Annotated in this window: 21 protein-coding genes; 11 read left to right on the forward strand and 10 right to left on the reverse strand. The window is 72.5% G+C overall.

The window, feature by feature from the left end:
* The first annotated feature begins 85 nt into the window (after positions 1 to 85).
* Both AB0F01_RS29185 and AB0F01_RS29190 read left to right on the forward strand, forming a co-directional pair.
* Positions 86 to 763 carry a response regulator transcription factor gene (locus AB0F01_RS29185; RefSeq protein WP_362101783.1) on the forward strand — a complete coding sequence of 226 codons (678 nt, stop codon included), beginning with the start codon at positions 86 to 88 and terminating at the stop codon, positions 761 to 763.
* A 47-nt stretch (positions 764 to 810) separates the two neighbouring features.
* Positions 811 to 2,085 (forward strand): ATP-binding protein, encoded by a 1,275-nt coding sequence (locus tag AB0F01_RS29190; protein WP_362101786.1) that lies wholly within the window; start codon positions 811 to 813, stop codon positions 2,083 to 2,085.
* A gap of 21 nt (positions 2,086 to 2,106) precedes the next feature.
* Here AB0F01_RS29190 and AB0F01_RS29195 read toward each other — a convergent pair whose 3' ends face one another.
* A complete protein-coding gene (locus AB0F01_RS29195) occupies positions 2,107 to 2,604 on the reverse strand; it encodes a GtrA family protein (RefSeq protein WP_362101907.1) in 498 nt (165 codons plus the stop codon).
* A 209-nt stretch (positions 2,605 to 2,813) separates the two neighbouring features.
* Here AB0F01_RS29195 and AB0F01_RS29200 point away from each other — a divergent pair, with 209 nt between their 5' ends.
* The 4 genes from AB0F01_RS29200 (at position 2,814) to AB0F01_RS29215 (ending at position 7,018) form a co-directional block, all read left to right on the forward strand.
* Positions 2,814 to 3,953 carry a 5-(carboxyamino)imidazole ribonucleotide synthase gene (locus AB0F01_RS29200; protein WP_362101789.1) on the forward strand — a complete coding sequence of 380 codons (1,140 nt, stop codon included), beginning with the start codon at positions 2,814 to 2,816 and terminating at the stop codon, positions 3,951 to 3,953.
* Complete coding sequence (purE, locus tag AB0F01_RS29205) at positions 3,950 to 4,480, forward strand: 5-(carboxyamino)imidazole ribonucleotide mutase (protein WP_362101792.1); 531 nt, start codon at positions 3,950 to 3,952, stop codon at positions 4,478 to 4,480. Before AB0F01_RS29200 ends, purE begins: the two co-directional genes overlap by 4 nt.
* Positions 4,481 to 4,494: 14 nt before the next feature.
* The gene (locus tag AB0F01_RS29210) at positions 4,495 to 5,673 is read left to right on the forward strand and encodes a dipeptidase (protein ID WP_362101795.1); all 1,179 of its coding nucleotides are present in this window, start codon (positions 4,495 to 4,497) and stop codon (positions 5,671 to 5,673) included.
* A gap of 193 nt (positions 5,674 to 5,866) precedes the next feature.
* A complete protein-coding gene (locus AB0F01_RS29215) occupies positions 5,867 to 7,018 on the forward strand; it encodes a dipeptidase (protein WP_362101798.1) in 1,152 nt (383 codons plus the stop codon).
* Between the two features lie 123 nt (positions 7,019 to 7,141).
* Here AB0F01_RS29215 and AB0F01_RS29220 read toward each other — a convergent pair whose 3' ends face one another.
* On the reverse strand, positions 7,142 to 7,534 hold the full coding sequence (locus tag AB0F01_RS29220) for a VOC family protein (RefSeq protein WP_362101800.1): 393 nt from the start codon (positions 7,532 to 7,534) through the stop codon (positions 7,142 to 7,144).
* A gap of 44 nt (positions 7,535 to 7,578) precedes the next feature.
* A complete protein-coding gene (locus AB0F01_RS29225; RefSeq protein WP_362101803.1) occupies positions 7,579 to 7,938 on the reverse strand; it encodes a VOC family protein in 360 nt (119 codons plus the stop codon).
* A 112-nt stretch (positions 7,939 to 8,050) separates the two neighbouring features.
* Here AB0F01_RS29225 and AB0F01_RS29230 point away from each other — a divergent pair, with 112 nt between their 5' ends.
* Positions 8,051 to 8,608: a CGNR zinc finger domain-containing protein gene (locus AB0F01_RS29230; protein WP_362101806.1), complete on the forward strand. Its 558-nt coding sequence runs from the start codon at positions 8,051 to 8,053 to the stop codon at positions 8,606 to 8,608.
* Between the two features lie 341 nt (positions 8,609 to 8,949).
* Here the strand turns inward: AB0F01_RS29230 and AB0F01_RS29235 are convergent, their stop codons facing one another.
* Positions 8,950 to 10,293 carry a UDP-glucose/GDP-mannose dehydrogenase family protein gene (locus tag AB0F01_RS29235; RefSeq protein ID WP_362101809.1) on the reverse strand — a complete coding sequence of 448 codons (1,344 nt, stop codon included), beginning with the start codon at positions 10,291 to 10,293 and terminating at the stop codon, positions 8,950 to 8,952.
* 188 nt (positions 10,294 to 10,481) lie between these two features.
* Here AB0F01_RS29235 and AB0F01_RS29240 point away from each other — a divergent pair, with 188 nt between their 5' ends.
* A complete protein-coding gene (locus tag AB0F01_RS29240) occupies positions 10,482 to 11,639 on the forward strand; it encodes an acyl-CoA dehydrogenase (protein WP_362101812.1) in 1,158 nt (385 codons plus the stop codon).
* Positions 11,640 to 11,732: 93 nt separating this feature from the next.
* Here AB0F01_RS29240 and AB0F01_RS29245 read toward each other — a convergent pair whose 3' ends face one another.
* Both AB0F01_RS29245 and AB0F01_RS29250 read right to left on the reverse strand, forming a co-directional pair.
* A complete protein-coding gene (locus AB0F01_RS29245; RefSeq protein WP_362101815.1) occupies positions 11,733 to 12,377 on the reverse strand; it encodes a dihydrofolate reductase family protein in 645 nt (214 codons plus the stop codon).
* Positions 12,378 to 12,452: 75 nt separating this feature from the next.
* Positions 12,453 to 13,649, reverse strand: a complete 1,197-nt coding sequence (locus AB0F01_RS29250; protein ID WP_362101818.1) for a phospholipase D-like domain-containing protein — start codon at positions 13,647 to 13,649, stop codon at positions 12,453 to 12,455.
* Between the two features lie 223 nt (positions 13,650 to 13,872).
* On the opposite strand from AB0F01_RS29250, the gene AB0F01_RS29255 reads away from it, so the two are divergent.
* Positions 13,873 to 14,235, forward strand: coding sequence for a four-helix bundle copper-binding protein (locus AB0F01_RS29255; protein WP_362101821.1), 363 nt, complete (start codon positions 13,873 to 13,875; stop codon positions 14,233 to 14,235).
* A 288-nt stretch (positions 14,236 to 14,523) separates the two neighbouring features.
* Here AB0F01_RS29255 and AB0F01_RS29260 read toward each other — a convergent pair whose 3' ends face one another.
* Positions 14,524 to 15,810 (reverse strand): LCP family protein, encoded by a 1,287-nt coding sequence (locus AB0F01_RS29260; protein WP_362101824.1) that lies wholly within the window; start codon positions 15,808 to 15,810, stop codon positions 14,524 to 14,526.
* Between the two features lie 118 nt (positions 15,811 to 15,928).
* On the opposite strand from AB0F01_RS29260, the gene AB0F01_RS29265 reads away from it, so the two are divergent.
* Complete coding sequence (locus AB0F01_RS29265) at positions 15,929 to 16,486, forward strand: acyl-CoA thioesterase (RefSeq protein ID WP_362101827.1); 558 nt, start codon at positions 15,929 to 15,931, stop codon at positions 16,484 to 16,486.
* A 237-nt stretch (positions 16,487 to 16,723) separates the two neighbouring features.
* On the opposite strand, the gene AB0F01_RS29270 is transcribed toward AB0F01_RS29265, so the two are convergent.
* Positions 16,724 to 18,289, reverse strand: coding sequence for an LCP family protein (locus AB0F01_RS29270; RefSeq protein WP_362101829.1), 1,566 nt, complete (start codon positions 18,287 to 18,289; stop codon positions 16,724 to 16,726).
* Between the two features lie 34 nt (positions 18,290 to 18,323).
* Between AB0F01_RS29270 and AB0F01_RS29275 the strand changes: the two genes are divergently transcribed.
* On the forward strand, positions 18,324 to 19,361 hold the full coding sequence (locus tag AB0F01_RS29275; protein ID WP_362101832.1) for a glycosyltransferase family 2 protein: 1,038 nt from the start codon (positions 18,324 to 18,326) through the stop codon (positions 19,359 to 19,361).
* Positions 19,362 to 19,720: 359 nt separating this feature from the next.
* Here AB0F01_RS29275 and AB0F01_RS29280 read toward each other — a convergent pair whose 3' ends face one another.
* Both AB0F01_RS29280 and AB0F01_RS29285 read right to left on the reverse strand, forming a co-directional pair.
* Positions 19,721 to 21,319 carry an LCP family protein gene (locus AB0F01_RS29280; protein ID WP_362101835.1) on the reverse strand — a complete coding sequence of 533 codons (1,599 nt, stop codon included), beginning with the start codon at positions 21,317 to 21,319 and terminating at the stop codon, positions 19,721 to 19,723.
* 153 nt (positions 21,320 to 21,472) lie between these two features.
* Entirely contained in the window at positions 21,473 to 23,227 is a 1,755-nt protein-coding gene (locus AB0F01_RS29285) for an LCP family protein (protein WP_362101838.1), read from the reverse strand.
* Between the last annotated feature and the right edge of the window lie 311 nt (positions 23,228 to 23,538).

Here is a 23,538-nt window from a genome sequence, read left to right on the forward strand (position 1 = left end):
GGCGGGGGAGCACACGCGACACCCGTGGGGACCCGGCCCGGCGGTCACGGCCCTGGCCCGGGGGCGGCGGGACTACCATCACTCCATGACCCGTGTACTGCTCGCCGAGGACGACGCGTCCATTTCGGAGCCGCTGGCCCGCGCCCTGCGCCGGGAGGGGTACGAGGTGGAGGTGCGCGAGGACGGGCCCAGCGCGCTCGACGCCGGGATGCGCGGCGGCGTCGACCTGGTGGTGCTGGACCTCGGGCTGCCCGGCATGGACGGGCTGGAGGTGGCCCGCCGGCTGCGTTCGGAGGGGCACACGGTCCCCGTCCTGATCCTGACCGCCCGCGCCGACGAGGTGGACACGGTCGTCGGCCTGGACGCCGGCGCCGACGACTACGTCACCAAGCCGTTCCGCCTCGCCGAACTCCTCGCCCGCGTACGCGCCCTGCTGCGGCGCGGCGCCGCCGAGCCGCAGCAGCCGCCCGCCACGCACGGCGTCCGGATCGACGTCGAGTCGCACCGGGCCTGGATGGGGGACGAGGAACTCCAGCTCACCGCCAAGGAGTTCGACCTGCTGCGGGTGCTGGTCCGGGACGCGGGCCGGGTCGTCACCCGGGACCAGCTGATGCGCGAGGTCTGGGACACCACGTGGTGGTCGTCGACCAAGACCCTCGACATGCACATCTCCTGGCTGCGCAAGAAGCTGGGTGACGACGCGGCCAACCCCCGCTACATCGCCACCGTGCGCGGTGTCGGTTTCCGCTTCGAGAAGAGCTGAGCCCCCGCCGGGGCCCGCTGCCGGGTAAGAGACATGCGTAACAGGCCATGCGCCGCCGTCTGATCCAGTCCACGCTCGCCGTGGTGCTCGTCGTGATCGCCGTCTTCGGCGTCTCCCTGGTGATCGTCGAGACCCGCACCATCAGCGACGCTGCCCGCGAACGCGTGGAGTCCGAGGCGGTGCGGCTGGCCAGCATCGTCGACAGCAGGCTGCTCGTCGAGGAGAAGATCAGCGCCGAGGTCCTCAGCGACCAGATCACCGAGGACCGCTACGCCGTCGTCGCGATCCCCGGGCGCGAACCCATAGAGATCGGTACGAAACCCGACGGCGACGTCATCAGCGCCTCCGCGCCCGGCAAGGAGGGCGAGACGGTCACCGTGCAGGAGCCGCGCTCCTCGGTGACCCGGGAGGTCGGCCGGACCCTGCTGATCATCGCCCTGGTGGCGCTGCTCGCGGTGATCGCCGCGGTGCTGCTCGCCGTGCGCCAGGCCAACCGGCTCGCCTCCCCGCTCACCGACCTCGCCGAGACCGCCGAACGCCTCGGATCCGGCGACCCGCGCCCCCGGCACCGGCGCTACGGCGTGCCCGAGCTGGACCGGGTCGCCGACGTGCTGGACTCCTCCGCCGAGCGCATCGCGCGCATGCTGACCGCCGAGCGGCGCCTGGCGGCCGACGCCTCCCACCAACTGCGCACCCCGCTCACCGCGCTGTCCATGCGCCTGGAGGAGATCACCCTCACCGACGACCCGGACACCGTGAAGGACGAGGCGGCCATCGCGCTCACGCAGGTCGAACGGCTGACGGACGTGGTGGAGCGGCTGCTCACCAACGCCCGCGACCCGCGCACCGGCTCCGCGGTCACCTTCGAGCTGGACGAGGTCATCCAGCAGCAGCTCGCCGAATGGCGCCCCGCCTACCGCAGCGCGGGCCGCGCCATCGTCAGTTCCGGCAAGCGCAACCTGCGGGCCGTGGGCACCCCGGGCGCGGTCGCCCAGGTGCTCGCCGCACTGATCGAGAACTCGCTGATGCACGGCGGCGGCACGGTCGCCCTGCGCACCCGGGTCACCGGCAACCAGGTCGTCGTCGAGGTCACCGACGAGGGCCCCGGGGTACCCGCCGAGCTGGGCGCCCGCATCTTCGAGCGGGCGATCAGCGGCCACAACTCCACCGGCATCGGCCTCGCGGTCGCCCGGGACCTCGCGGAGGCGGACGGCGGACGGCTGGAGATGCTGCAGGCCAAGCCCCCGGTGTTCGGCCTGTTCCTGTCCCGGACGCCCCCGCAGAAGTCGTCCGACGAGGACGGCCGCGGCACCGTCCGCTGACGGCTCGCGCGGAACCGGCGCCTACGGCACGGGCTGGCGGGGTGCGGCGCCCCGCGGGCCGCCCCCGGCGACCGGGCCCACGGCGGGTTCGCGCACCGGCAGCGCCCGGAACACCCAGCTGCGGTAGGACCAGAAGCGGAACAGCGTGGCCACGCCGATGCCGAGGAACTTGAAGATGTTGCTCTGCAGCGGGCTGTCCCAGCCGAAGCCGTACGTCGCGGTGTAGAGCACACCGTTCTCGATCACCAGGCCGACCGCGCTGAACAGCAGGAACAGCGACATCTCCCGGGTGCGCCGGGTCTTGTCGCGGTCGCGGTAGGTGAAGTAGCGGAAGCCCACGTAGTTGAAGACGATCGCCACGATCGTCGCGATGACGCTCGCCCGCACCACCTGGAGGTCGGTCACCTGGCGCACCAAGTTGAACACACCCAGGTTGACCAGCACACCGGCCCCGCCCACCGCGCCGAACTTGGCCACTTCGCGGCAGAGCCGTCGGAGCCCCGAGGAACCGCGTTCCATCGCCAGCAGGCTCCCGTCCGTCGGATGCGTCAACCCAGCCATGCTAACCACCCGCTCGCGCGATCTTCCTGCGGACGGATGGACGAACGGGCCGGAAACCACCGGTGGACGGGCCGGACGACGGGCCCCGCCGGGCGCGACGTGCGGCGGACCGGGCGGGCGGCACCCGACGGAACCGGCCACCGCGCCGCGGCGGATACCCTGGGGAGGTGACATTCCCGGTAGTCGGCATGGTCGGCGGGGGTCAGCTCGCTCGTATGACACACGAGGCGGGCATCCCGCTCGGCATCAGGTTCAAGCTCCTCAGCGACACTCCGCAGGATTCCGCGGCGCAGGTCGTCGGTGACGTCGTCGTGGGCGACTACCGCGACCTGGACACGCTGCGCGCGTTCGCCCGCGGCTGCGACGTGATCACCTTCGATCACGAGCACGTCCCCACGGAGCACCTCCGCGCCCTGGAGGCCGACGGCATCCCCGTCCGCCCCGGCCCCGACGCGCTGGTGCACGCCCAGGACAAGGGCGTGATGCGCGCGAAGCTGGACGCGATCGGCGTGCCCTGCCCGCGGCACCGCATCGTCGCCGACCCGCGCGACGTGGCCGCGTTCGCCGCGGAGGGCGAGGGTTTCCCCGTCGTGCTGAAGACCGTCCGCGGCGGCTACGACGGCAAGGGCGTGTGGGTCGTCGGCTCCGAGGCCGAGGCCGCCGAGCCGTTCAAGGCCGGCGTCCCCGTGCTCGCCGAGGAGAAGGTCGACTTCGTGCGCGAGCTGGCCGCCAACGTGGTGCGCTCCCCGCACGGCCAGGCCGTCGCCTACCCGGTCGTCGAGTCGCAGCAGGTCGACGGTGTCTGCGACACGGTGATCGCGCCCGCGCCCGGCCTCGACGAGGGGCTGGCGCTGCGCGCCGAGGAGATGGCGCTGAACATCGCCAAGGAGCTGGACGTCGTCGGCCACCTCGCGGTCGAGCTGTTCCAGACCCGCGACGGCCGCATCCTCGTCAACGAACTGGCGATGCGCCCCCACAACTCGGGCCACTGGTCCATGGACGGCGCGATCACCTCGCAGTTCGCCAACCACGTGCGCGCCGTCCTCGACCTGCCGCTCGGCGACCCGCGCCCGCGCGCCCCGTGGACGGTCATGGTCAACGTCCTGGGCGGCGACTACCCGGACATGTACTCCGCGTACCTGCACTGCATGGCCCGCGACCCGCGGTTGAAGATCCACATGTACGGCAAGGACGTGAAGCCCGGCCGCAAGGTCGGTCACGTCAACACCTACGGCGACGACCTCGACGACGTGCTGGAGCGCGCCCGTCACGCAGCCGGATACCTGAGAGGGACGATCACCGAATGAGCCCGAGCCCGGTCGTAGGCATCGTCATGGGGTCGGACTCCGACTGGCCCGTCATGGAGGCCGCCGCCAAGGCCCTCGACGAGTTCGAGATCGCCTACGAGGTCGACGTCGTCTCCGCGCACCGCATGCCCCGCGAGATGATCGCCTACGGCGAGCAGGCCGCGGACCGCGGACTGAAGGCGATCATCGCCGGTGCGGGCGGCGCCGCCCACCTGCCCGGCATGCTCGCCTCGGTCACCCCGCTGCCCGTGATCGGCGTGCCCGTGCCGCTGAAGCACCTCGACGGCATGGACTCCCTGCTGTCCATCGTGCAGATGCCGGCCGGCGTCCCGGTCGCCACCGTCTCCGTGGCCGGCGCGCGCAACGCGGGCCTGCTCGCGGTCCGCATGCTCGCCGCCCACGACGAGGAACTCCTCGGCCGCATGCGGGACTTCCAGCAGGAGCTGAACGACCAGGCCACCGAGAAGGGCAAGCGCCTGCGGGCCAAGGCCGAGGGTTCCGGCGCCGGCTTCGGCTTCGGCAAGTGAGCGGAGTGGGTGCCATGACGTCCCTCGACGACGCCCGCGCGCTGCTGTCCGAGTTCCCCGTGGTCGACGGACACAACGACCTGCCGTGGGCGCTGCGCGAGCAGGTCCGCTACGACCTCGACGCCCGCGACATCGCCGGCGACCAGTCCGCCCACCTGCACACCGACATCCCCCGGCTGCGGGCGGGCGGCGTCGGCGCGCAGTTCTGGTCGGTGTACGTCCGCGCGGACCAGCCGGACCCCGTGCCCGCCACGCTCGAACAGATCGACTGCGTACGGCAGTTGCTGGCACGCCACCCCAAGGACCTGGCGCCCGCGCTGACCGCCGCCGACATGGAGGCGGCCCGGGCCGACGGCCGCATCGCCTCGCTGATGGGCGCGGAGGGCGGCCACTCGATCGCCAACTCCCTCGGCACCCTGCGGGGGTTGTACGACCTCGGCGTGCGCTACCTGACGCTCACCCACAATTACAACGTGGACTGGGCCGACTCGGCGACCGACGAGCCCCGGGCGGGCGGCCTGACGGCGTTCGGCCGCGAGGTCGTGCGGGAGATGAACCGGCTCGGCATGCTGGTCGACCTCTCCCACGTCGCCGCCACCACCATGCGGGACGCGCTGGACGCCACCTCCGCGCCGGTGATCTTCTCCCACTCCTCCGCCCGCGCGGTCTGCGACCACCCGCGCAACATCCCCGACGACGTCCTGGAGCGGCTGCCCGCCAACGGCGGCGTCGCGATGGTGACGTTCGTGCCCAAGTTCGTGCTCCAGGCCGCCGTCGACTGGACGGCCGCGGCCGACGAGAACATGCGGGCCCACGGCTTCCACCACCTCGACACCACCCCCGAGGCGATGAAGGTGCACCGCGCCTTCGAGGAGCGCCACCCCCGCCCGGTCGCCACGACGGCCACGGTCGCCGACCACCTGGACCACATGCGCGAGGTCGCCGGCATCGACCACCTGGGCATCGGCGGCGACTACGACGGCACCGCCTTCACCCCCGCCGGCCTGGACGACGTCTCCGGCTACCCCAACCTCCTCGCGGAACTCCTCGACCGCGGCTGGTCCCGACCCGACCTGGCCAAGCTGACCTGGCAGAACGCGGTACGGGTCCTGGGCGCCGCCGAGGACGTGTCCCGCGACCTGCGCACCACCCGCGCCCCGTCGAACGCCACACTCGCGGCGCTCGACGGCTGAGGGCTGCGGCCGGCGCGTTCGGCCCGCGCCGTCGGCCGCGCCGGCCCGGCCGTCCGTACCCCCATACGCCCCGCCCACCAGGCACTCTCGTGGGTCGTCGTGCCACGGTGGCCGTACTGCGAGCACTGCGAGCACACGGACACGCGGTCGGCCACGGCGACCGCGCCCCGAGGTCACGAGTACGGAGCCCGTCATGGCCGATCTCCAGGACGACCTGCACCCCGCGACCGAGGTCGGCCGCCTCGACGAGCGGGCCGAGCCGCCCTCCTTCGTGGACGAGGGGATCGTCGTCCCCCCGGACCCCGCCCCGCCCCTCTCCGGCCCGGACGACAGCCCGCTGACCCGTGCCCGCGCCGTCCTCGCCGTCCACCCGGTCGCCGACGGGTGCAGCGGGCTGCCGCAGGTGCTGCGGTCCTTGCCGTGGTACGACCTGGACCTCGGGGACAGTGCCGTCGAGGCGGACCTGCCGCGGCTGCGGGCGGGACACGTCGGTGCGGTGTTCTGGTCACTGGACCTGCCGGACGCGGGGGACGGCGGACGCGCCGTCGTGGCCGCGCTGGACCAGCTGGACCTCGCCCGGTCGGTCGTCACCGCGCACGACGAGGGCCTGCTCCCGGCCGGCAGCGCCGGTGAGGTCGCCGACGCCCGCCACCGGGGCCGGATCGCCGTGCTGTTCGGGCCCGTCCAGGCGTCGGCGATGGGTGACTCGCTGGCGGTGCTGCGCGCGCTGCACGGCCTCGGACTGCGGGTGCTGTCCCTGCACGGCACCTCCTGGGCGGGCCCCGCCGGGCTCACCCGCTTCGGGGAGGAGGTGGTGCGGGAGATGAACCGGCTGGGCGTGCTGCCGGACCTCACCGACGCCTCCGCCCGGACGGTCCGCCGGGTCCTCGACGTCTCCCGGGCGCCCGCGCTCTTCACCCGGTCCGCCGCCTGCGCCCTGCGCCCCCACCCGGCGAACCTGCCCGACGACCTGCTCGCCGAGGTGGGCGCGGCCGGCGGGCTGTGCCTGGTGCCGCTGACCGCCGAACAGGCAGGCCCGACCGTCCGGGACGTCGCCGACCACCTCGACCACGTCCGCCGGACGGCCGGGCCCGAGTCCGTCGGTCTCTCCGGGACCTACGACACCGGCTCGGCCCACCCGCAGGAACTCCCCGACACCTCCGGCTACCCGACGCTCGTCGCGGAGCTGCTGCGACGTGGCTGGTCGGAGGCCGAGGTGGGCCTCGTGACCTGGGGGAACGTGCAGCGGGTGCTGCGCGCCGCGGACTTCACCGCCCGCGCGGCCCGGCACCGGCGGCCCCCGTCGACGGCCACGATCACGGATCTCGACGGCGGCGGCCGGTAACGCGCTCCGGCCCGGAAACGGGGCGGTCACGCACCCCGTCCGGCCCAGACCGGTCACTCCCCGTCCGGCCCAGGCCGGTGACGCGTCCCGTCGGGCCCGGGGCCGGCGAGGTGTTCCGGTCCGTCAGGGCTGCTCGATGCGGCACAGGCAGAAGGGGTGCCCCGCCGGGTCGGCGTACACCCGGAACCCCTTCTTCTCGTCGTCCTCCCGGTCCAGCACCCGCGCGCCCAGCGCCAGGACCTTCTGCTCGGCCTCGTCCACCTCGGCCCACGTGCCGCCGGCGTCGAAGTCGAGGTGGAACTGCTGGGAGTCGTGGTCGGCGCTCGGCCAGGCCGGCGGGGCGTACCCCTCGGCCCGCTGGAAGGCGAGCCGAGGCCCGGCGGGGATCTGGAGCACCACCCAGTCCGCGTCCTGTTCCTCGGGGACACCGCCCCCGACGGCCGCGTAGAAGCGGGCCAGCTCACGGGGGTCGGGGCAGTCGACGACGACGGAGCGCAGACGGGCCACGGCGGCCATGGTTCCTCCCCGGGTCGGCAGGCGCTGAGTCAGCAGGTACGGAGTCAGCAGGCACAGAGGCAGAACGGGTGCCCCGCCGGGTCCGTGTAAACCCGGAAGGTCCGCGTGCGGTCCTCCGTGTCCAGCGGCCGGGCACCGAGCGCCAGCACCTCCTTCTCGGCCGCGTCCAGGTCCTCCACCTCCAGGTCGAGGTGGAACTGCTGAGAGTGGTCGGGCGCGGGCCACTGCGGCGGCACGTGACCGGGGGCGCCCTGGAACGCGAGGAGCGGGCCGCCGGGCACCTGCACCTGCACCCAGTCGCCCTCGCCCTCCGGGGTGCCGCCGACCACGTCGGCGTAGAAACCGGCCAGGGCCCGCGGGTCCGGACAGTCCAGTACGACAGCGCCCACCTTGGCTACGGACATGATTCCTCCTCCATGGGGTTACCTACAGATGCGGGTAACCAGTAACGGTTACTGCATGCTCCCGTAGAGCCGGTAACCTCGCAAGGGAAATGACGAGAGGTACCGTCCACGCATGAGTGAGAGAGCCGCCCCGCCCGGAGGACCGGCCCTGATCCAGGCCCTGGTCAACACGGTGGACCTGGAGTCGGGCGCCGACGCCCTCGACACCGCGGACGGCCGCGCGCCCTTCGGGCTCACCGAGGACGACCTCCCCGCTGCCCGGGAACTGCGCGAATCGCTGCGCGCCACGCTGCTCGCCCACGCCGGCCACCCGCCGCACCGCCCGGTGACCCCGCTCGGCGACCTGCTCGCCGCCGCACCCCTCGTCGTCACCGTCGACCCGGCCGACGGCTCCGCCGCCCTCGCGCCCCTCGACGGCGCACCCCTGCTCTCCCGGATCGCCGCAGCCGTGGCGGAAGCCGTCTCCGCGGGCACCTGGACCCGGCTGAAGGCCTGTGAGGCGGTCACCTGCCACTGGGCGTACTACGACCGCAGCCCGGCCGGACGGGGCCGCTGGTGCTCGATGCAGGTGTGCGGGGCCCGCGCCAAGATGCGCCGCTACCGGGCCCGGGGGACGGGGGAGCGGCCGTCACCGGACGGCGGGGGAGCGGGAACGCCGGAGCGCGCCTGAGAGGGGCCGTCCGACCCGGCGTCGCGGACCGTCACGGCGGCGCGGCCCGGCACGGCGTCACGGCCGGTCCCGGCGCCACGGCCCGTCCCGGGCGTCATGGCCCGTCCCGGACCGGGGAACGGCGCCGGGGGCGGGACGAATGCGGCGGGGCGAATGCAGCAGGGCAACCGCAGCAGGGTGAACGCAGCAGGGCGAACGGGGCCCTCAGCGGCGGAGTGGCCGTGGCCACACCCCGGCGGCCCCGCGTGGTGCAGAATGCAACAGGACGCCGGTTCGGCCGACTGAGCCTCGGCCGAACCGGCGTCCACCGTCTCGGCCGGGGGGTGCCGGACCCCGCCCCGTCAGGCGGTGGGCCGCCCCATCGCGCGGTAACGCCACCCCGCCCGCCGCCACACCTCGGCGTCGAGCGCGTTGCGCCCGTCCAGGATCAGCCGCTCCGCGGCCACCTCGCCCAGCGCCCGCGGATCCAGCTCCCGGAACTCCCGCCACTCCGTCAGATGCAGCACCACGTCCGCACCCCGCACCGCCTCCAGCGCGGAATCGGCGTAGCCCAGGGTGGGGAAGACCGTACGGGCGTTGTCCATGCCCTTCGGGTCGTACACCGTGACCTGGCCGCCCTGGAGGTGGATCTGACCGGCGACGTTCAGCGCGGGCGAGTCCCGCACGTCGTCCGAGTCCGGCTTGAAGGTCGCGCCCAGCACCGCCACCCGCCGGCCCAGGAACGGCCCGCCGCCCAGCTCCTGCCGGGTCAGCTCGACCATCCGGCCCCGCTGGCGCATGTTGATGGAGTCGATCTCCCGCAGGAACGTCAGCGCCTGGTCCGCGCCCAGCTCGCCCGCGCGCGCCATGAACGCCCGGATGTCCTTCGGCAGGCAGCCCCCGCCGAACCCGATCCCGGCCCGCAGGAACTTCGCCCCGATCCGGTCGTCGTACCCGATCGCCTCCGCCAGCTTGGCGACGTCGCCGCCGGCGGTCTCGCACACCTCCGCCATGGCGTTGATGAAGGAGATCTTCGTCGCCAGGAAGGAGTTCGCGGACGTCTTCACCAGCTCGGCGGTCGGGAAGTCGGTCACCACGAACGGCGACCCCTCACCGATCGGCGTCGCGTACACCTCGCGCAGCAGCTTCTCGGCCCGCTCGCCGCGCACGCCCACCACGATCCGGTCCGGGTGCAGCGTGTCCTTCACCGCGAAGCCCTCGCGCAGGAACTCCGGGTTCCACGCCAGCTCCGCGTCCCCGCCGGCCGGGGCGTGCTCCGCCAGGTAGGCGGCCAGCCGGTCCGCCGACCCCACCGGCACCGTCGACTTGCCGACGACCAGGGCCGGACCCTTCAGGTGCGGGGCCAGCGAGGCGAAGGCGGCGTCCACGTACGACATGTCGCAGGCGTACTCGCCGTGCCGCTGCGGAGTGTTCACGCAGACGAAGTGGACGTCGCCGAACTCGCCGACCTCGGCCCAGTCCGTGGTGAAGCGCAGCCGCCCGGTGGAGCCCTCGATCCCGGCCACGTGCCGGCGCAGCAGCTCCTGCAGCCCCGGCTCGTACATCGGGACCTCGCCGCGGCGGAGCATGTCGATCTTCTCGGGGACGACGTCGAGGCCCAGCACCTCGAACCCGAGCTCCGCCATGGCCGCGGCGTGCGTCGCGCCGAGATAACCGGTCCCGATCACGGTGATCTTGAGGGCCATGGGGTGCTCCAGGGGTCTACGGCACAGTGCGCGCCCGAGCATATCCGGGCCGCGCGCAGGGGCTGCGCGGGGCAGGCGGGCCGCTGTCGTCAAGCTCACCTATCCACGAATGCGCGCGGAGCTCTAAAATTGGTGTTACTTAACAGTAGTTAGCGCCAGTACCGCCGCGTTTTGGAGCGTGAGAGACCTTGGCCGGATCGGCTGACTTCGACCTGTACCGCCCGCTCGAAGAGCACGACATGCTCCGCGAGGCCGTCCGCTCCCTGGCCGAGGCGAAGATCTCGCCGCACGCCGCCGCGGTGGACGAGGAAGCACGCTTCCCGCAGGAGGCCCTCGACGCGCTGGTCGCCAACGACCTGCACGCCGTCCACGTGCCCGAGCAGTACGGCGGTGCCGGTGCCGACGCGCTCGCCACCGTCATCGTCATCGAGGAGGTGGCTCGCGCCTGCGCGTCCTCCTCCCTCATCCCCGCCGTCAACAAGCTGGGCTCGCTGCCCGTGCTGCTCTCCGGCTCCGAGGACCTCAAGAAGCGGTACATGACCCCGCTCGCCAAGGGCGACGCGATGTTCTCGTACTGCCTCTCCGAGCCGGACGCCGGCTCGGACGCGGCCGGCATGAAGACCAAGGCGGTCCGCGACGGCGACCACTACGTCCTCAACGGCGTGAAGCGCTGGATCACCAACGCGGGCGTCTCCGAGTACTACACCGTCATGGCGGTCACCGACCCCACCAAGCGCTCCAAGGGCATCTCCGCCTTCGTGGTGGAGAAGTCCGACGAGGGCGTCTCCTTCGGCGCGCCGGAGAAGAAGCTGGGCATCAAGGGCTCGCCGACCCGCGAGGTCTACCTGGACAACGTCCGCATCCCCGCCGACCGCATGATCGGCGAGGAGGGCACCGGCTTCGCCACGGCGATGAAGACCCTGGACCACACCCGCATCACCATCGCGGCCCAGGCCCTCGGCATCGCCCAGGGCGCCCTCGACTACGCCAAGGGCTACGTCCAGGAGCGCAAGCAGTTCGGCAAGCCGATCGCCGACTTCCAGGGCATCCAGTTCATGCTCGCCGACATGGCCATGAAGATCGAGGCCGCCCGCCAGCTGACCTACGCTGCCGCGGCCAAGTCCGAGCGGGGCGACAGCGACCTGACCTTCCAGGGCGCCGCCGCCAAGTGCTTCGCCTCCGACGTCGCCATGGAGGTCACCACGGACGCCGTCCAGCTCCTCGGCGGCTACGGCTACACCCGCGACTACCCGGTCGAGCGGATGATGCGGGACGCCAAGATCACCCAGATCTACGAGGGCACGAACCAGGTCCAGCGGATCGTGATGGCCCGTAACCTGCCGTAACCGCGGCGGAGGCGGACAGGCGGGGCGAACAGGTGGGGGGTGCCCGGGTGACCGGGGCACCCCCCACTGCCGTCCGGGCCCGGCGCGGGCGGGTCACCGGCGCCAGAACAGGTGGTGCGTCACACCGCTCGGGCTGGGCACGACCTCCAGGTGGTACCGGTCGAGCAGGTCGTCGGGGGAGTCCCACAGCCGCAGCCCGGAGCCGAGTTCCACCGGGGAGACCGCCACGTGCAGGGTGTCGACGAGACCGGCGTCGAGGAACTCCCGCACGGTGGTGACCCCGCCGCCGAGCCGGACGTCCTTGCCGCCGGCCGCCTGACGTGCCAGCTCCAGCACCTCCTCCGGGTCGCCGTCGACGAAGTGGAACGTCGTGTCGGACAGCCTGATCGACGGCCGCGGATGGTGGGTCAGGACGAACACCGGGGTGTGGAACGGGGGCTCGTCGCCCCACCAGCCCTGCCACGTGTGGTCCTGCCAGGGCCCGCGCTGGGGCCCGAACTTGTTGCGCCCCATGATCTCGGCGCCGATGTTGTTCGCGAAGTCCCGGGTGAAGTAGTCGTCGATGCCCCGGGTCCCGCCGGGCTCGGTGCGGTTCGGCCAGCTCGCGGTCGCGCCGGCCCAGGCGAAGAGCCGACCGGGGTCCACATGGCCGAAGGGACGCTCCAGGCTCTGGTCCTCGCCCGCGCCGATCCCGTCACTCGAGACGTTGAAGTTCTGCACTCTCAGCAATTGCGGCATTGTCTCTCCCACTGACCAGGAAAATCGGTGACAGGGGGAGGACTCCCCGGGGCGGGGACACTCATCGCCCCCGGTTCACAGAAAACGCCGGATCGGGGTGACCGCGGCCTCGGCCAGCCGCGCGGGCAGCGGGCGGCGCCGCCAGCGGCTCGGGTCGATCGGCTCGCTCCGTTCGCGGTCCGCGTCGAAGTCGGCGTCCAGGGTCGCGGTGAAGTCCTCGTCGAGGACGGCCAGCATGACCTCCTCGTCGTGCTCCAGGGAGCGCCGGTTGAAGTTGGTGGAGCCGATCAGGGAGCACACCCCGTCCACCGTGATGATCTTCGTGTGCAGCATCGTCGGCTGGTACTCCCGTACCTCCACGCCCGCGTCGGCCAGGGCCGCGTAGTGCTGCCGTCCGGCCAGCAGGCAGGCGCGCTGGTCGGTGTGCGGGCCGGGCAGCAGGATCTCCACCCGCACGCCCCGGCGGGCGGCGTCGACCAGCAGGCCGATGAAGTACGGGTCGGGCGCGAAGTAGGCGGTGGAGAGGCGGAAGCGCTCGCGGGCCGAGGTGATCATCACCCGCAGCAGCGTCTGCATGTCCTGCCAGCCGAAACTCGCCGAGCCGCGCACCACCTGGACCGTGGCGGTGCCCGGCTGGTCCTGGTCGGTGAAGCGGTCGCGGTCGTCGTACAGGTCGTCGTGGCACTCCGCCCAGTTCTGGGCGAAGGCCGCGGCTATCCCGTCCACGGCGGGCCCCCGGACGCGCACGTGGGTGTCGCGCCACTCGCCCGGGCCGCGGGCGTCGCCGCACCACTCCTCGGCGATGCCGACGCCGCCGGTGAACGCGGTGTGCTCGTCGGTGACCAGGACCTTGCGGTGGCAGCGGTGGTTCTGCCGCATCGGTGACAGCCGGGTCGGCTTGCGGAACCAGGCCACCTGGACGCCGGCCCGCCGCATGGCGTCCAGCAGGTCGGGCTCTATCTCCTTGGCGCCGAAGCCGTCCAGCAGCAGCCGGACGCGCACGCCCGCGCGGGCCCGTTCGGAGAGCGCGTCCGCGAACTCCCGGGCGATGTCGCCCCGCCAGTAGACGAAGGTCATCATGTCGACGGTGTGCTCGGCGGCCCGGACCGCCGCCAGCATCTCGGGGAAGATCCGGTCGCCGTTGCGCAACGGCACCAGCTCGTTGCCCTCGGTGGCCGCGATGCCGATCAGCCGCTCCAGCCGTCTGCGCAGCCGTTTGCGCTCCGCCTCCGGTGTCTGTGCGGGTTCCGTGTCCGGTGTCACCTGGGTCATGGATGCTCTCCCTGGGCCGCTCGTCGAGTCCTCCCGGCGTGGTCGCTCCGACCGGGGCGCCATACCTCTTCTTGCCGTTGTCGGCGCTCCCAAGCAGGGCGCCGCCCGACGGGCGTGGGAACCGGGGCCACGGTGGGGCCGTTCCTGTGGTGGTCATGGGGCGAGGGGCGTAGGACGGAGGGGCGGGGGCCGCCCCGGTCCTCGCGGACTCCCGGGAGGAATCATGACGCAGCAATCCGCCGCCGCCCCGCTGAGCAAGGAGATGCAGGACTGCATCGACGCGTGCATGACCTGCCACAGCATGTGCGAACAGACCATGAGCCACTGCCTGCAGATGGGCGGCGAAGCCCCGGTACAGATCATGCGCGCGCTCATGGACTGCGCCGAGACGACCCGGCTGTGCGCCGACATGATGATGCGCCGCTCCCCGCTCGCACCCGACATGTGCGCGATGTGCGCCACGGCCTGCGACACGTGCGCGGAGGCGTGTATGAGCATGCCGGACGACGAGCAGATGATGCGCTGCGCCGAGGCGTGCCGGCGCTGCGCCGACTCCTGCCGCACGATGGCCGGCGCGACGATGTGACGCGGATCCTCGGGGCCCGTGAGGCCGGTCCCGGTCCTCGGGTCCCGTGACGCGGTCCTCCGGCCAGGCACCGTGACGCCGGTCCGGTACCGGCGCGGTCTTCGGGTCCCGTGACGCCGGTCCCGGTCGGCCACCGGCGCGGTCCTCGGGCCCCGTGACGCCGGTCCCGGTCCGGCACCGCACGGCACCGCCCCGTCCGCCCGCCGCCGCAGCGGAACGGCCGAGGGGCACCCCCGGGCGGGGTGCCCCTCGGCCGTGGACGTGCCGTCAGGTGCCGTGCTGCCGCCGTCAGTTGCCCTTGACGGTGACCTTCTCGTCGTTGTTCAGCTGGTTCACCAGCTGCTTGACCTTGGCCTTGTCCCAGAGCAGGTTGCCGCCGGTGGAGCCCGCGATGGGCATGTTCATCGAGGTGCCGTCGCCGCCGCTGACGCCCTTCATCGCCCAGAACATCCCCGCGAGGTCGAACAGGCCCATGTCCTTGTCGACGATCAGCGAGTCCAGACCGGCGCCCAGGGTCGGGTACAGCTTGAACGGGTTGAGCACCGTGCCGGGCGTGGCCACCTGGTTGGCCAGGGCGGAGAGGAACTTCTGCTGGTTCTTGGTGCGGTCCAGGTCCGAGCCCTTCAGCGCGTACCGGGTGCGGACGAAGGCGAGGGCCTGCTGGCCGTCCAGCGTCTGCTTGCCCTTCTTCAGATCGGCGCCGGACTTGGTGTCCTTGATGTCCTGCGGGATGTCCATCTCGACGCCGCCGACCGCGTCCACGATGTTCGCGAAGCCGGCGAAGCCGATCTCGACGTAGTGGTCGATGTGCAGCCCGGTGTTGAACTCCACGGTGCGCACGAGCAGTTCGGGCCCGTCCTCGGAGTAAGCGGCGTTGAGCTTCACCTGACGGCCGGTGCCCGGGTACGTCTTGCCGGAGTCGGAGCCCTTGAACGAGGGGATCTCCACGTTGGAGTCGCGGGGCAGCGAGATGAGGGTGGGGCCGTTGTCGCCGGTGTGCAGGATCATCATGGAGTCGGTGCGCTTGCCCTCGGCCGACCCGGTGCGCAGCTCCTTCTTCTGCTCGGAGCTGAGCCCGGCGCGGCTGTCGGAGCCGACGATCAGGTAGGTGGTGCCCGCGCCCTTCTCCGGCCGTTCGATCACCTTGGACAGGTCGACCTCGCGGTTCAGCTTGGAGTCGGCCCAGAAGTAGGTGCCGACCGAAGTGACGATCAGCACAGTGGCGACGGTGATCGCGGTCACCTTGATGCGGCGCCGCCAGTCCGGCGCGGACTGCCGCGGGTAGGTGCCGGCGCCGCCCGGCCCGCCGGGCCCGGAGGGCCGCCCGTAGACCTGGCCGGTGTTGTAGTCACCGCCCTGACCGCCGCCGTATCCGTCGTAGCCGCCGTGGCCCTGGCCGTCGACGTAGGAGGGCTGCTGCGGGACACCGCCGTAACCGCCGTGCGCGGGCGGGGCGGTCGGGCCGCGGCGGACCTGCCGCATCACGCGGGCGCTTTCGGGCTGTGCGCTCGCGCTGCCGCGGCCGTAGCGGCTGCCGCGGTGGTCGTCGGGCCGTGCGTCGGGCCAATCAGTCATGCGCAACAGTGTGCAGGTCCGGACGCCGTGCCATACAGGGTCGTCGGAAAATAGGGTCGCCGCTGTTGCGAAGCTGACACACATTCCCGGCATCTCGCCTCGGCATAAGGTGGAGGCCATGACAGACCAGGCCCCCGCCCCTCAGACGGACAGTCCGGATATCCCGGGCAAGCCCACGTCCGCGTCCCGGACGACGCTCAGCCACATCATGACCCACAGCGACACCAACCTGCTCGGGACGGTGCACGGCGGCGTCATCATGAAGCTGGTGGACGACGCGGCGGGCGCCGTCGCCGGACGGCACTCCGAAGGGCCCGCGGTCACCGCGTCGATGGACGAGATGGCGTTCCTGGAGCCGGTCCGGGTCGGCGACCTCGTGCACGTCAAGGCCCAGGTCAACTGGACGGGCCGGACCTCGATGGAGGTGGGCGTGCGGGTGCTGGCGGAGCGCTGGAACGAGTCCGCCCCCGCCACTCAGGTCGGCTCCGCCTACCTGGTGTTCGCGGCCGTCGACGCGGAGGGCAAACCGCGCCGCGTGCCGCCGGTCCTGCCGGAGAGCGACCGGGACCGGCGCCGCTACCAGGAGGCGCAGATCCGCCGCACGCACCGCCTGGCCCGCCGCCGGGCGATCATGGAGCTGCGCGAGCGGCGGGCCGCCGAGGGGTACGAGGACTGAGCCGCGCGGCCCCGGGGCGGTCGCGGTCGGCGTGACCGGGGCCGACGGTCCGGTGCGGCCGGGGTCCGGTGGTCCGGCGGTCCGGTCCAGCCGGTCTGGTGGTCGGGTCCAGCGGGTTCGGCGGTCCGGTCCAGCCGGTCTGGTGGTCGGGCCCAACCGGTTCGGTCCGACTCAGCCGGTTCGATGGTCGGGCCCAGCCGTTCCGGTGGTCAGAGCCCTGCCGGTTCAGCGGACCCGTCAGGTGCAGCCGACCTCGTCGCCGCGCACCACACCGAACTCGTCCTGGCCCGGGTCCGCGGGCCGCACTTTGCGGACCTTCTCGAAGTCCGTCCCGGCGATCACCTTGAGCGTGGCGCCCTGGCCCTTGACCGCGCGCAGTTCACTGCCCGGAAGGGCCGCCGCGAGAGACTTCGCGGAGCGGTCCCAGCGGGGGTCGTAGGCGATGACGGTGCGCGTCACGTCCCGGGTCGCGGCGTTGGCCGGGGCTCGGGTGGTGGCGAAGCCGGTCGCGGCCAGGGCCGCGTCGACACGGCGGCCCAGCCCGGCGGTGGTGGTGCCGTTCTCGACCTGGACCCGGATCTGCGCGGGGTCCACGGCCACCCGCAGCGCCCCGCCCTTCGCCTTCGGCGGTGACAGCGGGTCGTCCTGGCGCAGCGCCTCGAAGATGCGCTCCGACTTCTCCGGATCCCACTTCAGCGTCGAGCCGACGCCCTCGACGCGGTGGCCCATCTTCCCGATCGGGACCGTGGTGAACTCCGAGGAGGAGGGGGAGAAGTTCCGCATCGCCCGCCCCAGGTCCAGCAGTTCGTCGCTGCCGAAGCCCTTGTCGGCGCGGACCGAGCCGAGCACCGCCCGGGTGACGTCCCGGAACTTGATCGGGTTGAGCAGGATCCCGGAGGAGGTGGCCCGTTCGACCAGGGCGGCCATGAAGCGCTGCTGGCGCTTCATCCTGCCCAGGTCGCTCGCCGCGTCGACGTACCGGGCGCGGACGTACTGCAGGGCCTGCCCGCCGTCCAGGGTGTGCCGGCCGGGGGCCAGGTCGAGGCCCGTGTGCGTGTCCTTGAGCCGCCGGTCGGTGCAGATCTCGACGCCGCCGACGACGTCGACGGTCTTCATGAAGCTGGTGAAGTCCAGTTCCAGGTAGTGGTCGATCTTCACCCGGGTCATCTTCTCGACCGTGCGCACGGTCAGCTGCGGCCCGCCCTCGGCGTAGGCGGCGTTCAGCTTCAGCGGGTGCCCCTCGTGCCGCTCGCCGCTGACCCGGTCGGTGTGCGCGGGGGTCATGGCGTAGGAGTCGCGCGGCAGGCTCACCACGCTGGCCCGGTCCCGGTCCTCGGAGATGTGCACGATCATCATGGTGTCGGTGCAGTGGCAGGGCGCCCCGCCGAGGCGGTACTTGCGCCGCTCCTCCTCGCTGATCCCGTCGCGTCCGTCGGTGCCGACCACCAGGATGTTCATGCCGTGGCCGGCCTCGGGACGGTTCTTCATGTCCCGGAACGGGTCGACCCGGTCGATGCCCGACTCCAGGCCGGTGAGCACCGCGTGCCCGATGCCCGCCGACGCGAGCACCACCACCGACACGGTGGTGACGGCCCGCGTCACCCAGCGCGCCCGCCGGCGGCGGGCGGGGGGACGCGGGGCGCCGCGGGACGGTCGGTGCGGGCGCCGGGGCGTGGTGCGGGGCCGGGGGGACCGCGGCGGCGTGGGCAAAGGGGACACCTCCGGACGACGGCCGTGCGTGGATCTTGAGCACCGTAGGCCGATACGATCTGCGGCCCGGCTCATCGCCCCCGGCGCGCGCATCGGTGTCCCTCGTACGCGGTAACGTGAGCCTCCTATGAACGCCAATCCCGACGTGCGGCACCCCGCCGTTTCCGTGATCATGCCGGTCCTCAACGAGGAGCGGCATCTGCGCGGCGCCGTCCGCGCGATCCTCGCCCAGGAGTACGACGGCGAGATGGAGGTCGTGATCGCCCTCGGTCCGTCCACGGACCGCACGGACGAGATCGCCGCCGAGCTCGTCGCCGAGGACCCGCGGGTGCACACCGTGCCCAACCCGACGGGCCGCACCCCGGCCGCCCTCAACGCGGCGATCAAGGCCTCGCGCCACCCGGTCGTGGTCCGCGTCGACGGGCACGGCATGCTCTCCCCGAACTACATCGCCACCGCCGTGCGGCTCCTGGAGGAGACCGGCGCGCAGAACGTGGGCGGCATCATGCACGCCGAGGGGGAGAACGACTGGGAGCACGCGGTCGCCGCCGCGATGACGTCCCGGATCGGCGTCGGCAACGCCGCCTTCCACACCGGCGGCGAGGCCGGTCCCGCCGACACGGTGTACCTCGGGGTGTTCCGGCGCGAGGCGCTGGAGCAGCAGGGCGGCTACAACGTGGAGTTCATCCGCGCCCAGGACTGGGAGCTGAACTTCCGCATCCGCGAGGCCGGCGGGCTGATCTGGTTCTCGCCGGAACTGAAGGTGTCCTACCGCCCGCGGCCCACCGTGCGGGCCCTGGCCAAGCAGTACAAGGACTACGGCCGTTGGCGGCACGTGGTGGCCCGCTACCACGCCGGGTCCATCAACCTGCGCTACCTGGCCCCGCCGGCCGCGGTGTGCGCGATCGCGGCGGGCACCCTGGCCGGTGTCCTGCTGACCCCCTGGGGCTTCGTGGTGCCCGGCGGCTACCTGGCGGCCATCGTGCTGGGCTCGGTGCCGGCGGGCAAGGGCCTGCCGCTGACGGCGCGGCTGCGGATACCCGTGGCCCTGGCCACCATGCACATGTCCTGGGGCTGGGGCTTCCTGACCAGCCCGCGCTCGCTGGCGAAGAAGGTCATCGCCTCGCGCCGCCCGGCCGTCCGCGCGGACGCCCCGGCGGCCTGACGGACCGTTCACGGGCCCTTCCGGTGGGGAGGGCCCCCGGTACCGTGCCGGGGCCGGACGCCGGCCGCGCCCGGCCCGTGCCGTGCGGGTCCTGTGCCCTGCCCCTGCCCGGATCCAGGCCGCGCCCGGCCCGTACCGTGCCGTGTCTTGCCCTCTGCCGCCCCCGGCTCGCGCCCTGCCGGGCGTGCCCCGTGCCAGGCGCCCCGTGCCCTTCCCTGCCGAGGACCAGGCCGCCCCCGGCCCGTACCGTGCCCTTGCCGGGGACCAGGCCGCCCCCGACGCGTGCCGTACGGGCGTGAGGCCCCGCCGCGCCCGGCCCGTGTCGTGCGGCGCGAGAGCCCGCCGCCCTCCCGCCCCCGCTACCAGCTGAAGGCCGGGTTGACCTCCATGCAGGCCGAGTCGTCGGCGCCGTTGAGGGGCTGGGCCGACTCGGGGGTGCTGTCGTCCTTCTCCGGTGCCCGGTACGTGTCGCCCTCGCGCCAGTCGGCGCCCACGACGAGCGTGACGCCGGAGACCTCGGTGGACCGCTTCACCGCGTCCGACGGGATGCCCAGCACCTCGGCGACCCGCCGGGCGTCGCCCTCCAGGTCGGCGCTCGGGTAGCGCACGACGGTGCGCTTCTCCCGCGTGACGCCGACGGTGTCGGCCGAGGCGTCCGTGAAGCCCTTCTCCTTGAGCAGCCCGGCCACGGTGCCCGCCCGCCCGGCGGCGGGGCCCAGGGTGTCCGTCCGGGTGCCGTTGCGGACCTGCACGGCGATCTCGTCGTCGGGGGCGGCCGGTTCCGCGGGGGCGTCCTCCACGGCCGGCTCCTCCTCGGCGTCCCTGCCGTCCAGGGCGATGTCCTCGCGCACCAGCCGGAACAGCTGCTCGGCGTCCTCGGTGGGCTCCACGCGGGCGCCCACGTACCGGTTGGGCATGGTGGTCATGGTGATACGTTTCGGCTCCACCTTCCGCAGCTCGTTGCTGAGGTCGTAGAGCTTCTTGACGGTGTCCAGGCCGGGGTCGACGGTCAGCGCGGTGGTGGCCTTCTCGGCCAGTCTGCGCAGCTTGTTGGGGCTGCTCAGGGTGGCGTTCTCCCGCAGCTGACGGACCATCGCGTTCATGTACATGTGCTGCGCCTTGGCGCGGGCGAGGTCGCTGCCGTCCTCGAAGCCGTACCGGGTGCGCAGCCACTGCAGGGCCTGCTCGCCCTTGATGTGGGTGGTGCCCTTCTCCAGCTTCAGGCCGGAGCCGTGCCCCCGGCTGTCGCGGGAGTGGATGTTCCTGTCCACGCACACCGGGACGCCGCCGACCGCGTCGGCCATGGACACCACGCCGGCGAAGTCCACCATGACGAAGTGGTCGATGTGGATGCCGGTGAGCTCCTGCCAGGTGGCCACCGTGCAGCCCGGACCGCCGTGACCGAGGCTCTGGTTGGTCATCACCCGGCCGTTGCTCGCCGGATACACCGTCCCGTCCTCGGGGTCGGTGCACTTGGGGATCTGCACCAGGGTGTCCCGCGGCATGCTGACGACCGACATGTTGGAGCGGTCCGCCGACAGGTGCACCAGCATCTGCACGTCGGCCAGCGGCGTCGAGCCGAACGTCTCCCGGGCTCCGCCGAGTTGCTGGTTCTCCTTGGTGTCCCGGGCGTCCGAGCCGATCAGCAGGATGTTCAGCGGGGTCTGCCCGGCGGCGTTGGGCGTGGGCGCGGCGATCTTGTTGTCGCCGAGGTTCAGGGGGTCCTTCCTGAGGTTGTCGTTGAGGTGCCGGTAGTAGAGGTAACCCGCCCCTGCGGAGCCGGTTATGAGCAGCGCGAGCACCGCCGCGGTCCACTTGAGCACCCGCCGTCGACGCCGCGGACGGCGGCTGCCGTCGCCGGCCGGGGCCGTGTCGCCGTCCCCGTCGGACGGGCCCCCCTCCCGGTCCGCAGCGGGATCACCGTCACCGGGTGTGCCCGGGTCGGCGTTCCGCGTCACTGCCCCCGTTCTCGCCACTCCTGGCACCTCTCGTGTCGTGAAACAGGCCCGTCCTGCGTCCTGTTAGACGCACGAAGGGCCCGTCAGTTGCACAGGAAACGGCAACGACTTCAACACGGTGAAGCCGGCCGCCGCGACGCTCTCACCTGAGCGTCAGCTCGCACATTCGACCTTGTCGGCGGTGGTCTTGTCGACCTTCGGCGGGGTCGCGCCCGAGCCGTCCAGCTTCGCGCCGGGACGCTTGAAGTCCTCGCCGAGGGTGAGGGTCATCGCGGGCACGCCCTGGGAGTTGACCACGCTCTCGCCGGGCTTCATGGCCGACCCCGACAGGCCGAGGATCGCGGCGAGGCGGCGGGCCTGGTCGGCCTGGTCGAGCGCGTACTCCAGCGTGGTCTTCCTGAGCTCCTCGGGCGCGTTGCCGCCGTTCTCCGACTTGGTGACGCCCTCCTCGACCTGGAGCCAGCTCAGGGTCTGCTGGGCACTGCCCGAGGGGGCCCCGCCGTTGAGGATCTGCACCCGGACCTCGGAGGCCGGGGCCTTCGTCCCCTTCAGCCGGGCGGCGACCGCGGCCTTCTCCTTCTTCCGCTTCTGCTTGACCTCGGTCAGCGACACGTCGTCGCGGATGGCGTCCAGCACCTGCGGCGCCTGCGCCTCGTCGAGGACGACGGTCGCCTTCACCCGCTCGGCGGGGTTGTCCTTCACCGGCACGGTGAGGAAGGAGATGTTCTTCGGCGGCACCTTCTTCAGTTCCAGGGCGACGTCCTTGAGCGTGTTGACGTTGCCGAGGGCCTTGTCGACGGTGAGCGCCTCGGTGGCGGCCTCGGCCAGCTTCACCAGCTTGGTGGGGCTGGTCAGGGTGTCGCCGGAGGACATCTTGCGCATCAGCGAGCCCAGGAACTGCTGCTGCACCTTGATCCGGTCGAGGTCGCCCTGGTTGCCGAAGCTGGAGCGGGTGCGGACGAACGCGAGGGCCTGCTCGCCCTCGACCACCGACTTCCCGGCGGGCAGCTTCAGGTGGGACTTCTTGTCGTCCACCGCCTTCGCCAGGCACACCTCGACGCCCTCGACGGCCGTGGTGAGGGTCTTCACCGCGTTGAAGTCCGCCATCATGAAGTGGTCCGGCTTGATGCCGGTGGCCGCCTCCACGGTCCGCATGGTGCAGCCCGGGTCCCGGCCCTGCTCGCCCAGGCTCCGGTTGAACCGGACACCCTGCGCCCCGGGGACGACGGTCTCGGTGCCGTCCTCCAGCGTGGTCGGGCAGTCGGGGATGTCGACGATCAGGTCGCGCGGGATGCTCAACGCGGTCGCGTTCGTACGGTCCTTGGACACGTGCAGCAGCACCGTGGTGTCCGCGTGCCCGACGCTGCCGGCGTCGCCGTACCCCTTGTTGCCCTTGCCGGTGCGCTTGTCGGTGCCGAGGACGAGGATGTTGAACGCCTCGTCCTTGCTGAAGTTGCTCTTCGCGGCGTCACCGACGTCGGCCGTGGTGACGTTGCCCTCGAGGTGCTTGAGGTAGAAGTAGCCGACCGTGCCGGTGGCGAGCACCACGAACGCCATGGTGCCGCCGGTCCACAGCAGGATCCGCCTGGCCTTCGGCTTCTTCTGCGGGGCCCTGCCCGCGCGCCGGCCCGGCGACGGTTCCGCGGGCTCCCGCCGCCGCTGCGGCGGCACGGACTCCCGCCCGGGCGACCGCGTGCGGCCCGTGCCGTCCCGTGAACCCGCGCCGTCCCGCGAACCGGTGCCGTCCCGTGGACCCGCGCCGTCCCGCGGTCCCGTGCGGGGTCGGGGCACGGACGGTTGCGGAGCGGAAGGGCCCAGTCGCAGTTCGTATTCCCCGGTGGCCGGATTGATTACCCACTGGTCTGCGGGATCGATGTCGTCCCCCCGCCCACGGCCTTGCGTGTCCATGGTGTCCGGATCCTTCGTCGGGACCACGTGGCGCCTTCCCCCCTCCGGAAGGCGCCCGCGGTGCTGGTCACCTCAGTGCACGACGCGAGGACGGCGGTCCTCGCGGCCGGGGGCACTGGAGCGCTCACATTAGCTGCCCCGTCGGTGAAGGAGTGAAGGCAGTGACGAATTCCTCGCTGACGAAACGGGACATTACCTGCCATCCGGCCCTGGATCAAAGGGTTTTCCCACTGCCGCCGACCGGGCTGATCCTGCGTGACCGCCCGGCGGAACCGCCGAGCGGCGTCCGCCACCCGGGCGGGGCGCTCGTC

The organism is Streptomyces sp. NPDC029526, from assembly GCF_040637405.1.
Taxonomy (GTDB): domain Bacteria; phylum Actinomycetota; class Actinomycetes; order Streptomycetales; family Streptomycetaceae; genus Streptomyces.